The sequence below is a fragment of the Vibrio sp. La 4.2.2 genome, from assembly GCF_027586995.1.
GTDB lineage: Bacteria > Pseudomonadota > Gammaproteobacteria > Enterobacterales > Vibrionaceae > Vibrio > Vibrio mediterranei.
This window is the reverse complement of the sequence record NZ_JAPPTJ010000002.1, coordinates 279,798-294,259: the sequence shown is the minus strand read 5'-3', so window position 1 is coordinate 294,259 and position 14,462 is coordinate 279,798. Positions and strand designations below refer to the sequence as shown.

General features: G+C 42.8%; 14 protein-coding genes. 4 read left to right on the top strand and 10 right to left on the bottom strand.

Annotated elements, in window-relative coordinates:
• The first annotated feature begins 301 nt into the window (after nt 1–301).
• Both hpfG and hpfH read left to right on the top strand, forming a co-directional pair.
• Nucleotides 302–2,833 (top strand): (2S)-3-sulfopropanediol dehydratase, encoded by a 2,532-nt coding sequence (gene hpfG / locus OH456_RS04530; protein ID WP_270032893.1) that lies wholly within the window; start codon nt 302–304, stop codon nt 2,831–2,833.
• A 71-nt stretch (nt 2,834–2,904) separates the two neighbouring features.
• Nucleotides 2,905–3,870, top strand: coding sequence for a (2S)-3-sulfopropanediol dehydratase activating enzyme (gene hpfH, locus OH456_RS04525; RefSeq protein WP_038165968.1), 966 nt, complete (start codon nt 2,905–2,907; stop codon nt 3,868–3,870).
• On the opposite strand, the gene OH456_RS04520 is transcribed toward hpfH, so the two are convergent.
• From OH456_RS04520 to OH456_RS04505, 4 genes are all read right to left on the bottom strand, one after another.
• Nucleotides 3,867–4,214: a DOPA 4,5-dioxygenase family protein gene (locus tag OH456_RS04520; RefSeq protein WP_198558977.1), complete on the bottom strand. Its 348-nt coding sequence runs from the start codon at nt 4,212–4,214 to the stop codon at nt 3,867–3,869. The genes hpfH and OH456_RS04520 overlap by 4 nt on opposite strands.
• Nucleotides 4,215–4,328: 114 nt before the next feature.
• A complete protein-coding gene (locus tag OH456_RS04515; RefSeq protein WP_270032892.1) occupies nt 4,329–5,621 on the bottom strand; it encodes a DEAD/DEAH box helicase in 1,293 nt (430 codons plus the stop codon).
• Nucleotides 5,622–5,783: 162 nt separating this feature from the next.
• On the bottom strand, nt 5,784–6,116 hold the full coding sequence (locus tag OH456_RS04510) for a YnfA family protein (protein ID WP_038227010.1): 333 nt from the start codon (nt 6,114–6,116) through the stop codon (nt 5,784–5,786).
• On the bottom strand, nt 6,109–6,777 hold the full coding sequence (locus tag OH456_RS04505) for an isochorismatase family protein (protein WP_270032891.1): 669 nt from the start codon (nt 6,775–6,777) through the stop codon (nt 6,109–6,111). The genes OH456_RS04510 and OH456_RS04505 overlap by 8 nt, the downstream gene beginning before the upstream one ends.
• A gap of 183 nt (nt 6,778–6,960) precedes the next feature.
• Between OH456_RS04505 and pncB the strand changes: the two genes are divergently transcribed.
• On the top strand, nt 6,961–8,196 hold the full coding sequence (pncB, locus tag OH456_RS04500; protein ID WP_270032890.1) for a nicotinate phosphoribosyltransferase: 1,236 nt from the start codon (nt 6,961–6,963) through the stop codon (nt 8,194–8,196).
• A gap of 22 nt (nt 8,197–8,218) precedes the next feature.
• Here the strand turns inward: pncB and OH456_RS04495 are convergent, their stop codons facing one another.
• Both OH456_RS04495 and OH456_RS04490 read right to left on the bottom strand, forming a co-directional pair.
• Nucleotides 8,219–8,434 (bottom strand): TIGR02450 family Trp-rich protein, encoded by a 216-nt coding sequence (locus OH456_RS04495; RefSeq protein WP_006069640.1) that lies wholly within the window; start codon nt 8,432–8,434, stop codon nt 8,219–8,221.
• Nucleotides 8,435–8,528: 94 nt separating this feature from the next.
• The gene (locus OH456_RS04490) at nt 8,529–9,113 is read right to left on the bottom strand and encodes an acyl carrier protein phosphodiesterase (RefSeq protein ID WP_198558980.1); all 585 of its coding nucleotides are present in this window, start codon (nt 9,111–9,113) and stop codon (nt 8,529–8,531) included.
• 250 nt (nt 9,114–9,363) lie between these two features.
• On the opposite strand from OH456_RS04490, the gene OH456_RS04485 reads away from it, so the two are divergent.
• Complete coding sequence (locus tag OH456_RS04485) at nt 9,364–9,972, top strand: YitT family protein (RefSeq protein WP_124942163.1); 609 nt, start codon at nt 9,364–9,366, stop codon at nt 9,970–9,972.
• Here OH456_RS04485 and OH456_RS04480 read toward each other — a convergent pair.
• The 4 genes from OH456_RS04480 to OH456_RS04465 form a co-directional block, all read right to left on the bottom strand.
• The gene (locus OH456_RS04480; protein WP_198558982.1) at nt 9,969–11,003 is read right to left on the bottom strand and encodes an HlyD family secretion protein; all 1,035 of its coding nucleotides are present in this window, start codon (nt 11,001–11,003) and stop codon (nt 9,969–9,971) included. The two genes, OH456_RS04485 and OH456_RS04480, sit on opposite strands and share 4 nt — an antisense overlap.
• 14 nt (nt 11,004–11,017) lie before the next feature.
• Nucleotides 11,018–12,334, bottom strand: coding sequence for a glycosyltransferase family 2 protein (locus OH456_RS04475; protein ID WP_198558983.1), 1,317 nt, complete (start codon nt 12,332–12,334; stop codon nt 11,018–11,020).
• The gene (locus tag OH456_RS04470; protein WP_270032889.1) at nt 12,327–13,661 is read right to left on the bottom strand and encodes a diguanylate cyclase domain-containing protein; all 1,335 of its coding nucleotides are present in this window, start codon (nt 13,659–13,661) and stop codon (nt 12,327–12,329) included. Before OH456_RS04470 ends, OH456_RS04475 begins: the two co-directional genes overlap by 8 nt.
• 107 nt (nt 13,662–13,768) lie before the next feature.
• Complete coding sequence (locus OH456_RS04465; RefSeq protein WP_270032888.1) at nt 13,769–14,338, bottom strand: dioxygenase family protein; 570 nt, start codon at nt 14,336–14,338, stop codon at nt 13,769–13,771.
• Between the last annotated feature and the right edge of the window lie 124 nt (nt 14,339–14,462).

The window sequence follows — 14,462 nt, the reverse complement described above, 5'->3', positions numbered from 1 at the left end:
GTTGTTTTATGTACATTTAGATTCATTAGTGTGACTATTTTCTCAGAACAAGACATCCATCTCCTTATAATGACCATATCCATACAGTTTTGAACAAAATGCTCACTCAAAAGCGTCTATAAGACTGAAGGTGTTTTTAAGAGGCTCTCATCCGAATCAGCCTTCCCTTCAGATCCTTGTAGATAAACCGTGGTAGCGGATAAACACGAGTAATCATCGACCTTCAACAGGGACGCCTTCAAAGAAGTATCGATTTGAAACTGTTAACGAATTCATCGTATTTAAATTTATGAGGTAAACAATGGATCACTTCCAGTTAGAGTCGGAGCAGTTGTTTGAAACACAGGCTCATCAGCACACGTCAGCAAGGGGAATCGAAGAGTTTGATAAGGTTTATGGGTTAGGATACCAAGTGGATCATGCCGATTGGTCCCCTTTCCCGCGAGTTAATCAATTAAGACAAACCTTCCTAGATAGGTCGTATGATATCGACGTTGAACGTCTTCGTCTTGTTACCGAATCATATCGAGAGAATGAAACCTTACCACGTATCCTGCAGACTGCTTTCGCTTTCCAGAACATACTCCATAAAAGCACACTGCACGTTTATGATGACGAACTAATCCTAGGAGAGATTGCTGCTCCAGCAAAAGCCTCACCTATTTATCCTGAATTCTCCGTTGACTGGATCATTGACGAAATCCTTCACTCTCCTTTTGAAGAACGAAGTAACGACCAATTTTATATACGTAGTGAGCAGGATAAAAACGAAATTCTGGAATTATGCGCATACTGGAAAGGCAAAACGGCCAATGAGATCATTACGGCCCACCTTGATGACGACCAAAAGAAAGGCTCACATATGGGTGAAAAAGTCTTCCAGACCAACAATTACCATTTTGCAGGCATTGGACATTTTGCTATGGACTTCACCAAGCTAATGACGCTTGGTTATGACGGGGTTATCTTGCAGGCCAATTCCGCATTAAAGAAATTGTCGAAACAAGACCCCGACTATAGCGATAAACGAGATTATTACAAAGCGACCATTGTATGTTTAGAAGCGGCTAAGCATTATATTACAAGGTACGCGCAGTTAACGTCTAAAATGGCGGAACATGAAACTGACGCTAAACGCAAACAAGAACTGTACACCATGTCTCTCAACTGTCAGCAAATCGCAGGTGGTGCTCCAAAGTCTTTCTGGCAAGCTATTCAGTTATTCAATTTTGCCGTCACTTTGACCCAAATTGAGGGAAATGGTCACTCTATCTCTTATGGTCGTATGGACCAATGGTTACTTCCGTTCTACCAAAAAGATGTCAATGAACGTGCCGTATCAAAGTCGTTTATCCTAGAGCTCATTGAAGTGCTTTACGTCAAAATGAACAACCCAACTAAGCTCAAAGATAAAGGCACAGTAAAAGTTCGCAATGGTCGAGGTTTTGGTGGAGAAAGCTTAACTCTAGGTGGAGTAGACTCAGAAGGTAAAGACGCCACCAACGACCTAACAATGTTAATGCTGGAAGCGTCAGCGCATACTCGAATGATGAACCCTTGGGTCTGCGTTCGAATGCACGAAAAAACGCCGTACGAGCTCAAGATTAAGACGATAGAATGTATTCGAGCCGGTTACGGTCACCCTAAATTGTTCAACGATATCCCGGCAATAAAAGCCATGTTAGGTAAAGGGGTGTCTTTAGCTGAAGCGAGAAATTACGCTGTAGTTGGCTGCGTTGAACCTACAATACCCGGCAAAGAGCACGGTTGGTTGGACGCTGGCTACGTGAATACCGCAAAAATGATGGAAATGGTAATCAATGGTGGACGAATTCTTTCAGGGCCAAATGCTGGCCAGCAACTGGGGCCAGATACTGGCAGTTTAGAAACTTACGCTACATTTGAACAAGTTCTAGAAAGTGTCGATAAACAGTTTGCGTACTGGTGCGATCAATTATGTAGCTGCTTAAATGTCACCGACAAGATTCATCGTATGGTGAAACCCACTCCCTATATCTCAGCGTTTTTTGAGGGTTGTATCGAAACCGGACGCGATATGACGTTTGGTGGTGTGAAATATAATGGTACTGCTCCGCAGGCTGCTGGAATAGCAACTTGCGCTGATTCTCTCTCTACCATTAAGAAGTTAGTCTTTGATGACAAGAAATACACGGGTAAACAATTGCTTGATGCTGTGAAGAATAATTGGGTTGGTTATGAAAAGCTGTACGCGCTCGTCAATAGCTCCAAGATCCCCCATTATGGCAACGACATCGATGAAGCCGACGAGCTATTCACCTTTATGTTTGAATGCTATTGCCGTCATATCAAGGGGCGCGTCAATCCTAGAGGCGGAAAGTTTAGCCCTGGCGTCTACACCGTCAATGCGAATGTTGGTATGGGCTTATACACCAATGCGTCGTTAGATGGTCGCAAAAATGAAGAACCTATCTCTGATAACATGGGACCTGTACATACCGCAGGAGGTTCGCACGATACGCAAGGCCCGACCGCTATCGTCAACTCCGTCACGAAGGTAGATCATAGCTTGGCGACCAATGGCACTCTGCTCAATTTACGTTTTCCAGAAGACGCCGTTTCAGGTATTGAAGGAAGAGATATTCTGGCCAGTTTTATTGACGAATACATCTCCAAACAAGGCATGCACGTGCAGTTTAATATTATGAGTTCGGACAAAATGCGCGCCGCCCAGAAAAATCCAGAACTGTACAGAGACATGTTAGTACGAGTAGCGGGATACAGTGCGTATTTCGTGGAACTTGGAAAACCTTTGCAAGACGACTTAATTCAACGCACCGAGCTTAGGTTCTAACAAATAACCTAATACAACTACTGTCAAGCTGGGCATTCAACGCCCAGCTTCTAACTTAATTGAGGTTATTTGTGTCAAACCAAGCCACCGTATTGAATGTACAGCGTTTCACACTCCACGACGGTCCAGGGATCCGAACTGAATTCTTCCTTAAAGGATGTCCTCTACGATGTGATTGGTGTGGAAACCCGGAGAGTTTTAATCGCAGAATAGAAGTCGGGGTCTACCATAACCAGTGCATCTCAAATGAGCACTGCGGAACGTGTTTAGATGTTTGTCCATCGCCCGATATGTTGACGTTTTCCGATGATTGTCTATTTGAAGTCAAACGTGATTTTTGCTCTTCCTGTATGGCTTGCTCTGACGACTGCCCTGCAGAAGCAATCAAACAATGGGGCAGTTTCATGACTTTGGATGAGTGCATGGCGGCTATCCGCAAAGACAAAGGCTTCTATCAACGTTCAGGTGGAGGTGTAACTGTGTCTGGCGGAGAGCCCCTTTTACAGAGCAACTTTGTATTGGAGTTGTTTAAGTTATGCAAACAAGAAAACATCCACACTTGTTTAGAATCGAGTTTCTTTGCTAACTGGAACCGAATAGAAAAGCTCCTTCCCTATACCGATCTATTTATCTCCGATATTAAGCTACTAGATAGCCAGCGCCACAAAGCGCACACCGGAGTTGATAATCGCAAAATCCTCAATAATCTTAGAGCATTGAGTAAAACTGAAAAGCCCATCATATTGAGAATCCCAGTTATCCCGTCCATCAACGATGACGATGAGAATATTGCCGCGACCGCCGATTTCATTATTAATGAGCTCAACGGACGCGTACAAACGCTGCAGTTACTTAGCTTTATGCGCTTAGGGGAAGAGAAATACCGCTCATTAGGGTTGCCATACAAGATGGCCGACCTAGTCTTTGACCGTGACAGCTTTCAACTAAGGGTAAATCAAATTGCCGACTACTTTAATCGCCGAGGCATCCATTGTACGGTTGGAACCAAAAACGCCAGCCTGAAATGCGCAAATTAGAATCCATCAAGATTAAGAGGCACTTCTTTACCTAGCCAATATGCATAAGTGGTGTGATCAATAAGGTCATCGCCAGTGTCAGCGTGTACTAAAACACTGAGTTCGCCTCTAACACTATCAAGCCAAGGGATAAGTGCATCAAAGTCTTCACGAAAGAACAAAATCTGGAAGCTCCATTTCGTATGAGGCCCAACAGGCTTTTGATGTACTCTTCCGACATGCAGACCAAATTTTTCTGTAATGGTTTCACTTAACACGGTAGCCATTTCTAAAGAAGATTGATCAAAGTAGACGTGTGCATGGTATTTATCGTGAAGGTTTTTGGGGGTTTGAGGTGATGTCATGGGGTTACTTTGCGATAAAATTGCGTGAGGAAATAGTGGCGGGATTGTAACTGATATCTATCTGAAAAATAAGGGAAGAAGTTAAATTCTTACCCTTATTTTCTATGAAGTAAATTAGCGCTTTTTACCACGATTGGCATGAATCTTAAGCTTGGCTTTCATCTTACGTTTATCCGCCCCTCGACCTTTACGGCGAGGTGCACGATCAGGTTCGACTTCAGAGGCCGGACTTGGTTCAAAGCCTGCCAACCACTCTTGTGGTAATCGCGTATCTAGCAAACGCTCTATTGCTTCTAGAAGATACTGCTCATCGTGACTCATTAACGATACTGCAAAACCCGCATGCCCCGCTCGACCTGTTCGTCCAATACGATGGATATAATCTTCCGCTTTATACGGCAGCTCAAAGTTCACAACTTGCTCCAGCTGCTGAATATCTAGTCCACGAGCCGCAACATCCGTTGCAATCAATGCTCGTACTTTTCCGGATTTAAAATCATCCAACGCTTTTTGACGCGCTCCTTGGCTCTTATCACCATTGATCGAAACCGCATTGATGCCATCGAGCTTAAGCTCTTTTGCGAGTGCATCACTACCCTGTTTTGTTTTGGTAAACACCAATACCTGTTGCCAATTGCGGGAACCAATTAAGTACGCCAGCAGTTCGTGTTTACGTTTTTTGTCGACGGGATAAACCATCTGTTTTACGGTATCTGCCGTCGAGTTCGCTGGGGTGACTTGAACTTCGATGGGCTCATTCATAATACGATGCGCTAGCGTTTTGATACGCTGTTCAAATGTTGCTGAGAACATCATATTTTGGCGCTCTTTTGGTAAGCGCTTGAGAATACGATTCAAGTCTGGCATGAATCCCATATCTAACATACGGTCAGCTTCGTCCAAGATTAGATATTCGCATTCAGATAAAGTGATATTGCGGTTATGTTGGTGATCCAAAAGGCGTCCTGGTGTTGCTACCAAGATATCAGCACCACCAACTAGGTTTTTAGTTTGTACGCCCATACTTGTGCCACCGTAAGCAACAACTACTTTAAGTCCAGTGTCTTTTGCTAACGGTACTAAGCTATCAAACACCTGTTGTGCAAGTTCTCTTGTTGGTGTGAGTACTAAAGAGCGAATAACTTTTGAGTTAGACTCTCGATCCTTAGGTTCTTGAGCAATTTTGTGAATCAAAGGAAGCCCAAACGCCGCAGTTTTTCCCGTGCCTGTTTGTGCTCCGGCTAAGATATCTTTGCCATCAAGAACATGTGGAATAGCACGTGCTTGAATAGGTGTTGGCGACTCATAGTTCAACGCAGCTAGGTTTTGATGAATTGTGCTACTAAAAGCAAAAGAATCAAACGAAATCACGCCTTCGGAAGCATCAAGTAAAGTCTTGTCTGTCATAAATTCGCCAACAGGTATTATTTAGGGGTCGCGAGTGTATCAGATAACACGACATTGGTTAACGCCATTATTAACTTAGTTCATCAATCATTACTTGAACGGTGTACAACTGCTACTACCGAGCAGATATACCAATGCTTTGCTTTCAACTTGCTACTTAGACTAAATGTTTCTTGGGGCAAACATGATAATTGCCATACCAAGTAATGCGACTGATACGCCGACAATATCCCACATAGTTGGACGAATGCCGTCTACAAGCCAAAGCCACAAGATTGCAACGAAAATATAAACGCCACCGTACGCGGCGTACACCCTGCCAGCCGCTGTAGGGTGCAAGGAAAGAAGCCAGGCGAACAAACCAAGGCAAATCGCAGCAGGGACAAGCAACCAAATTGACTTCCCTTCTTTTAACCACAAGTAAGGCAGATAGCAACCTAATATCTCCGCCACTGCAGTGACGAAGAACAGCCCCATTGTTTTTAGTTCAGGCATGTAAAGTATCCAATAACTGGATGGAGGCAGCGTTTTCCACAACTGTCACACCCTGACTAACAAGATGCTCAATGACTTCCTGCACATTGTCAGGAAATACGGCACGCGTCGAAGCCAAATTCAGAATAACGTCAAAGCCTGCATCGACGAGCTGTTCAACAGACTTTTTCACACAGAAGTCTAGAGCCAAGCCACCAACAATCACATTCTTAACCCGTTTAGATTGTAAAAACTCAATCCCTCCCGTTGATAATGTATCAGCTTGGTCGTGATAAAATGCACCATAAGGATGAGCATCTGGGTCGATGCCTTTATTGATTTGAAAATCATAGTCACGAATCGCTGGCAGTCCAGGCAGCAACTCCACGCCTTCCGTTCCCACCACACAGTGAGGATTCCATTTGATGTCGACCTCAGGCAATCCAACGGGTTCCAGCATACGCTCCGGCGTTTCCGCCTCCCAAGCGGCACCAGGAGGGTGCATATCTCGAGAAACCAGTTTTAACGCAGCTTTACTATGATTGTTTACCAACTCTGCAACAATCTCTAACGCGCCTTGCACTGGCAATTCATCAGGACACAGCTCGCTGAATCCTTTTTGAGGGTCCACATCAATGGACGCAGTTTGGGATTTAAAGAGTTGTATAGTGGTCAAAGACATGGTGACTTCCTTCACGATTCGTCTAGGGTTTAATCGGTTATACTCTCTATCATACTTAAGTAAATAGATAACACACGTCCTTTACGAATAGCGTCTTCACCCAACAGGGTATTTGACAATTTTCTCAGCCTTATCTAGAGTGCCACTTCTTTATCAATCCTAGTAACACAGTAGGAATGCCGGATGTCAGGCTCACTTTTCAACGATCGTATTATTCAAAGCGCACTCGACCTAGACGTATACAAAATCAATATGATGTTTGCAGCGTTCACGCATTATCCGCAGACTCGCGTGCGTTACGAACTTATTGTTCGATCGAATGAAGATTTATCAGACCTCCAACCCCTTATTGAAAAAGAGATAAACGCTCTTTCAGACTGTCGATTTACGACCGAAGATATTGCTTATTTAACAACCCAAGCCCCTTACCTCAATGACAACTTCCTCACTTATCTGTCTGACTTCGCATTTGCTCCTAAGCACCAAGTGAAGGTATCTAAGACTGACGATCAGCTTAGTGTTTCCATTACCGGCATTTGGCACGAAACCATTCTTTACGAAACCTTGGTGATGAGCATTATCTCAGAGCTGCGCAGTCGCCAACGTTGGAACGCAATACCTTACTCTCAGTTCACGACTACGCTTGAACAAAAAGTCGATGCAATAAAATCCGAACTGAAGAAACGTTCCATTGAAAATTTTCAGTTTTCTGAAATGGGTAGCCGTCGTCGATTTAGCGCGCCGGTTCAACGCGAGGTGGTGAGCTACTTCAAGCAACATGCTCCTGCACTAATGAGTGGCACAAGCAACTATCAATTAGCAAAAGAGCTAGACCTTACGCCAATTGGTACCGTGGCACATGAATGGTTTATGGCGCATCAAGCACTAGTGAAACCAGAGAAGTCGCAACAAGTTGCTCTAGACCTTTGGCAGTCTACGTTTAATCGAAAACTTGGTATTGCGCTTACTGATACGATTGGTATTGATGCCTTTCTAAAGGACTTCAATGTAGAGCGAGCCAATGACTACGCTGGCGTGCGTCATGATTCAGGCAATCCTTTTGAATGGGGTGACAAGATGATCGCGCATTACCAATCCCTTGGTATCGATCCAATGTCAAAAATCTTAATTTTCACCGACGGACTAAACTTTGCTGACGCTCTCGACATATGTGAGTACTTCGCGGGTCGTGCGAATATCAGCTTTGGTATAGGTACATTCCTAGCCAATGACATGGGCAATTGGCAACAAGATTCTGTGCAATACCACCCCCTGTCTATTGTCGTCAAAATGGCTGAATGCAACGGTCGTCCTGTTGCAAAAATCAGTGACGAGCCAGAAAAAGCTATGTGTGAAGATGAAGAATTTTTGGCTGAATTAAAGAAAAGCTTCGGTGTACAAAGCAAATATGCGGCGTAAGCTCACGCATTCAACGCCTCCGCTATTTCCATCCTTGAAGCCACTTTTCGCTGTCTTTTAACTCAGTCCAATCAATCGGATATTCGTTACGAGACAGCACGGCTTCAAGCTTGCACGACATGACTGTCCCATCCTCTTCAAACTCGACTTCTGACACCAGAAAGTGCTTTTCTCTATTAAGCGGTTTAATCGCCGTCCATTTGCTGTTTCGTAACTTAGCTGGATTAATACGATTCATTTCAAACCCATAACCATCTGTTTATCATTAGAATTTCTTCTACGGGTCAGGTATAGATTAAGTTCAAACAAGACAAACGTAGTTCGCCAAATCGTCAGAAAATCTTCCCGATCTTAATCGCTTGCTCAAGAACCTCTGGATAGAGTTCAGCGAAAAAGTCTGAAAACTCTTGATAATTCTGTTCTAGTTGCACTCCACAATCAGCAAGAGGTGTCATGCGCATACTTCTAAGTGACATTCGCTCTAGGGCGTACTGTATGTTTTCTAGTTCACTGTATGACTCTAACCAACGTCCTTGCCACATATGAGAAGTCATATTGATAAAACGCTCTGGTAATACTTCTTCAGTAGACGTAATCTTTGCTTCTGCACTATCAACAAATTCTTGCAGGGTTTGATGGTGGTAATCATGCCATCGCTTAGCTAGACAATGGTCCCAAAACATATCCATGGCGATAGGCGCAAATCGTTTTAGGTCTGGATCGAAACGCTGTTTACACAGTTTGATGATGGCATGGTTGTCGGTATAAGAGTCGACAAAACGGTGCAGCCTGATCCCTTGGCTAACATCAGAATTATAGAGCTTTGAGGGGTCCCCCTTAACAAAGTCTCCAAGTAAGTTGCCTAGTAGACTGCTCTGACAGTGATCCGCAATGTGCAGGTGTGCTAAGAAATTCATAACTCTCCATTACTAGTCGTTTGCTACATTGTGGTGACTGTTATCCAAACGGTCAAATCCCACACTCACTCATAGCATCGTATGCGCCAAGTGTAAATCTGACGAAACACTCAATAAAAATCTGATATCAGCCATCAACTCGACACCACCCTGCCGTCACAATTAAACTCGCGCCTCTTACATTTGTGAAGTTCCACGAAGGATCGTTTGCACTGTAGATATCAATTTTATTTTCAAAGGAAGTGTCTTTATGGACAAAGATCATAGCCTTAGAGAGAACCTACTCGCTCTCACTCTTGGCAGCGCACTGGTATCACTTGGCGTTATTTTTTTCAACCAAGTGGGGCTACTGACCGGTGGCACTGCGGGACTCGCACTGTTTATCACTAAAGTGACCGCTCTCAGTTTTGGCCAAGTGTTCTTTATGCTTAACCTACCGTTCTACATTCTTTCGGTAACCCGAATGGGATGGCAGTTCACCATCAATACCTTTATTGCCGTGAGTATCGTTTCATTCGCGGTAGACCATCTTCACCACGTCATTCAGATCGCACACATTGAACCAATCTATGCTGCGTTGATTGGTGGCGGACTAATTGGAATGGGCATGTTGGTCATTTTCCGTCATAAAATGAGTTTAGGTGGGTTTAATATTCTCGCTCTGTTCTTGCAAGAGCGCTTCGGCATACGAGCAGGCAAAGTTCAAATGGCACTAGACTGCACTATTGTGGTTCTGTCACTGTTTGTCGTCGATTTCTACCTCATCGCTCTATCCGTTGTCGGAGCCATTGCAACTAACCTAATTTTAGCGATGAATCACAAGCCAGGGCGTTATCAGCCTGTCGCAGCCAACTCTTAAAAGTAAACCTCTACAGGCATACCTTGAATCAGTTCTTCTCTAGGTGGAACTGGTTCATCGATGGTCAATACTACTTCCAACAGAGCTTGCTGGCCCTCAAAAGGCTTGGATAATTGAATCGGTAGTTTTGAGGCAAGTTCTGTAGGGCTAGATACGTGAGCATTAAGTCTCTCTCCGTTCGGTAATTTAACGGTTACTTTGCTCGAAACCTTTGCCTTATCAATGTGTTTTGAATCTAAGTAAGCGATGACTTTAACCTGATCAGTATCTGGCGCAATCGTGATTAACTCCATATGCGCTTCAAACCGCTCCCCTCTTTTCGCAATAACGTCTATCACATGTCCATCAAATGGTGCAGAAATAAGTAGAGCGCGTTTTTGACTCTGTTTGCGATTTAACTCTTGTTTAAGTTGACGAATAATATTGGTAATCGAACCAACATATTGTTCGTCAGCTTCCTCCAACTTCGCGAGAGCCAGTTCTAGCGAAGCTTTGGATTTAAGTGACTGTGCTGAATAATAATTGTTTAAAACAGAAGCATAATCCCCGGTACTGACTAATCCTTCATTATTAAACTTCTGAAATTCACTCTTTATTTTTTCAATTTCGTTTAGGTTTTTCTGTGCTTCCATTTCTGATAAAGCATACATACTAGAAAGGTCTTTTCCTCTGCGTTGAGCATAGCTCTCTAACTCATCAATCTGCCCTTGTAAAAAACTGATTTCATCGTCCAACACTCTATTTTGTAACTGAAGTAAAAACTGTCCCTGCGAAAAACTATCACCAACTTCAAAGAATAGACTCTCAACTACGCTCTCTTGCGGCGCGCTAATAGAAACCGGCTCATAGCTCACGACACCTTGAGCTATAGTAAAAACCTGCGGCTTCACTAGATAATACAGAGCCACCGCAACGGGGAAAATAACTATCGCCAGCAACGCAAACCAGCGAAGCCTATAACCCGTTCGCTTAGCTTCTCCATAGGCAACGTTCATCCCACGTTCTTTTTGTGGCGATTTTTGCTTATTCATTTGAAATGTAACTTTCAAAATCTTTTACCTCTCTTTAGTACCCACCAAGGTGCCATACTCGACTCCTCGTGAGAGCGTCGCACTGTTTCGTTGATAATTGAAAAAGCTGTCACAAATCGAGAAAAAACAGCGTATATCGGATAGAAGACTAGCCAACCAGCAAGGCTAACATCACTTTTTTTTCTCTCGGATATTAAGCATAGGTAAACCGTAAATTTAACTACGACAAAGCCTAGATAAATCCCGTACACGATAAAGGATACTGACGCAAAAAATAAAATTGGGTAGCTAGCAAAAATGTAGCTTGTGAATAGCACGATGAAAATAGGTAACAGGACGTTTTGAAGAACACCATAAACCATCGTATAAAGAAATACAGGCCAGCCCAGTAACCGTGGTGTTAATCCCTTGATATGTTTTCGAAGATACAGAAATAACAAGTCACCATCCCAACGCAGTCGTTGCAGTACAAAGTCCCTTAATGTATCGGGAGCATCTGTGTGCCCAACTGCATGAGGCGTAAAAGCGAGCTTTGACTGTTGGTAACGACGTTTGTACTGTTTGAGGCGCATGGTCAAATCTAAATCTTCAGCAGTATGAGTGTCCCACCCACCAACACGTTTTAACTGCTTCTTCCTAAACGCACCAAATGCTCCTGAGATATTATTTAATAACCCAAATTGACTGGTGCCGGTTTTTCCTCCTTGCATTGACATCATATACTCGAGGGCTTGCATCCTAGTCAGCACGTTCTTGTCCCAATTTCTAACTCTCAATGCCCCACCACTTGCTATGACATTAGAATCGGTAAACTGACGCATCATTTTGAACGTCATATCATTATCAAAAGAGGTGTCACCATCAACGTTGATCACAATGTCATGTTTCGCTTTATATAAGCCGGTGTTTAAGGTTGAGACTCTGCCTCCTCTCTGCCATTTAGGAATAACCCGAACTACTCTATCTTTACGCGAAGCATATTTTTCTTGAAGCTTCATTGCAGTTTGGTAGGTTTCTACATTCTGAACTGCTCCATCGACAACAGCGAGTATCTCTATATTACCTGGGTATATTTGCTCCACCAGCGTATCCACTGTGACCTCTATTCCCTTTCCTTCACCGTAACAAGTGATGATGAAGCTAACATTGGGTGTGTGCGTGTTAACTGGCACTTTATTTTTCCAATGCCATTTAAAAATGCCTATTAATACTAAAAGTATCAAAGGCAACTCCACCATCAGAATGACAGGCAAAAACGTAATCAATAATTCTGTATTAGTGAATACTTGAGTAGAGGTTGTTTTTGCGACTGTGATTATGCCCTCAATCATTTAATTCTGACTTCCTTTCACTTAACCATTCGGAAGCAACACTTAGTTCTATGCTTGGCAATAACCAACTTTTGACTATCAAAGAAAGTAATTCTGAATCTACTTTGCCAGCAAACTCTGAAATTCTTGTTTCAATAACGGATAAAAAACTCGACTCACAATGAGGGAGAAGTATAAAGAATACATCGTCTGTGTACTGGCAACTCAAGTCCGTAGTTCTGAACAATGATTCTAACTGTTCTGAAAACGCACTGATAAACTCGATATAAGCGACATCCCCAAACTTCAAAATATAGTCATCTATGTTTTGAACTTTTATTCCAATTAAAAGATCTTGATGTTTATGTCGAAGGGAAAGTTGATTCTTCCAAGCTAAAGTTGCTTCAAAAACCGACGTCGTTACAGAGCCAGAAAGTATGATGTTACGCTTTGATTCAAGCTGATCATCTAAAAGATAGCGTTGCGCACTTTCCCCTACTGAGTAGTGATAATAGCTTCGTGATGTTAGCTCATTGATCGAATTGGTATGGTCACATGTCATACATTTTGCTACCACATCAGATTCTACAAACTCTTGATGACAGTTATTACAATCATACAGCTCTAATGGTCGGTCGTAGTCTACTCCAATATGTTTAAGCTCAGTATGACACTTTGGGCAACTCATTGTTCTTCTTGATAAGAACAGCTTGGCATCATCTACATGGCCACATGTAAAACAGTGCAATGCGTCAAAAGTTTTGATATCAATTGAATGGCACGAAGGGCAAGTATCGACAAAGTTCAAGTGTCCAGACTGACAAGAGTGACAATAACGCACTCTGTCGACACATTGGTCAGCTTCTATTAAGTCAGCATCAACCAACCTATGAAGGTAGCGAAAAGGGGTTCGAACTTGGTTATGATAAATATCCAACAAGGGATAACGGTAGATGGCCGTCTCACTGATAACTTTCATCGGAGATAGTGTTCTCGCTTCATCCAGCCATAAATAAGCTAATAATTTGTCGCTCGGCTCATTGATGATTCGATTAAGCTTCTCAAAAGGCAAATGCTTTTCTTTACTAGATAACCAATCACTATCCACTAATCCATCAGACAAATAATCACTCAGGAAACTGGGCTGACAAGTAAATACTCTCCAGCTCCAACCGTAGTTAGAACGGTGTATTTGACTTAACATGCGATCTTGTTCCTCATTGTTCAGGTTTAACACACAAACAACGCCTGATTGCGCTAACAATGTTTCGTTTAGAGAAACACTCTTTAGCTCTAGAGCACTATTGCTGAGCAATTGGGGAACTTTACCTAGTACACATATCGTCATTGAATCTTATCCACATATCAGTAACTGGCAAACTACTGTTAAAGCTAGCACAAGATTCCTATATTAATACCTTTAACAATCGCTTTAGGAATATCACTTATTTCTATTTAAACAACAAATTGGAAATAGGTTTCCAACTGTTCCCCATTCGAAGTAACATCTAACTGAAGCTGATCTCGTTCACTTCCTCCCCGCCATTCTTTGCCTGTTTGATTCCTCAGATATAATTGAGTCGTCAATAACTCACTGTCTCCCTTTTTTAACTTTACGTGAATATGGGGAGGTCTAGTCGCATAAGGGACGGGGAACAAAGTGGAAAAGTTAAAGCGTCCGTTAATATCGGATTCAACAGCTCCAAAGCCGGCAAATGCTCGGTTGAACTGCTCGACATTGGGTTGTTTGGGATGATCATAGTAACCATCACCATCACACTGCCAAATCTCTACTCGAACTCCAGCTAAAGGCTCACCTTTTGAATTTTGCACTTTACCACTCAGTTGAAAGGGCTTACCAATCAGCATTGTTGAATCTAGGATAAGATTCGAACGAATGGGTATGTTCGTTACTGGATAAAACGGACCTTCAGCTTGTGATGGTGTTTTGGGGAGTGGAGTCTTAGCCAATACAGGCCAAGCAAACCATATTGAACAGACTGTTATAAATTGCCTTCTTTGCATCTCAATTCCCTCCACAATCCATAAAACAAGTGTGGCTCACATCCCACGTATTTCTAGTTTTCGGGCTAGTCGCGTTTTTTCTTGTCACTAGTAAGGAAAAATCTCGTAGAAATATCACTCTGTC

Bases quoted from the DNA above. Each gene is read 5' to 3' on its own strand.
- hpfG (WP_270032893.1), top strand. From the start codon at position 302: ATGGATCACTTCCAGTTAGAGTCGGAGCAGTTGTTTGAAACACAGGCT.
- OH456_RS04520 (WP_198558977.1), bottom strand. From the start codon at position 4,214: ATGACATCACCTCAAACCCCCAAAAACCTTCACGATAAATACCATGCA.
- OH456_RS04515 (WP_270032892.1), bottom strand. From the start codon at position 5,621: ATGACAGACAAGACTTTACTTGATGCTTCCGAAGGCGTGATTTCGTTT.
- OH456_RS04510 (WP_038227010.1), bottom strand. From the start codon at position 6,116: ATGCCTGAACTAAAAACAATGGGGCTGTTCTTCGTCACTGCAGTGGCG.
- OH456_RS04505 (WP_270032891.1), bottom strand. From the start codon at position 6,777: ATGTCTTTGACCACTATACAACTCTTTAAATCCCAAACTGCGTCCATT.
- pncB (WP_270032890.1), top strand. From the start codon at position 6,961: ATGTCAGGCTCACTTTTCAACGATCGTATTATTCAAAGCGCACTCGAC.
- OH456_RS04495 (WP_006069640.1), bottom strand. From the start codon at position 8,434: ATGAATCGTATTAATCCAGCTAAGTTACGAAACAGCAAATGGACGGCG.
- OH456_RS04490 (WP_198558980.1), bottom strand. From the start codon at position 9,113: ATGAATTTCTTAGCACACCTGCACATTGCGGATCACTGTCAGAGCAGT.
- OH456_RS04485 (WP_124942163.1), top strand. From the start codon at position 9,364: ATGGACAAAGATCATAGCCTTAGAGAGAACCTACTCGCTCTCACTCTT.
- OH456_RS04480 (WP_198558982.1), bottom strand. From the start codon at position 11,003: ATGAATAAGCAAAAATCGCCACAAAAAGAACGTGGGATGAACGTTGCC.
- OH456_RS04475 (WP_198558983.1), bottom strand. From the start codon at position 12,334: ATGATTGAGGGCATAATCACAGTCGCAAAAACAACCTCTACTCAAGTA.
- OH456_RS04470 (WP_270032889.1), bottom strand. From the start codon at position 13,661: ATGACGATATGTGTACTAGGTAAAGTTCCCCAATTGCTCAGCAATAGT.
- OH456_RS04465 (WP_270032888.1), bottom strand. From the start codon at position 14,338: ATGCAAAGAAGGCAATTTATAACAGTCTGTTCAATATGGTTTGCTTGG.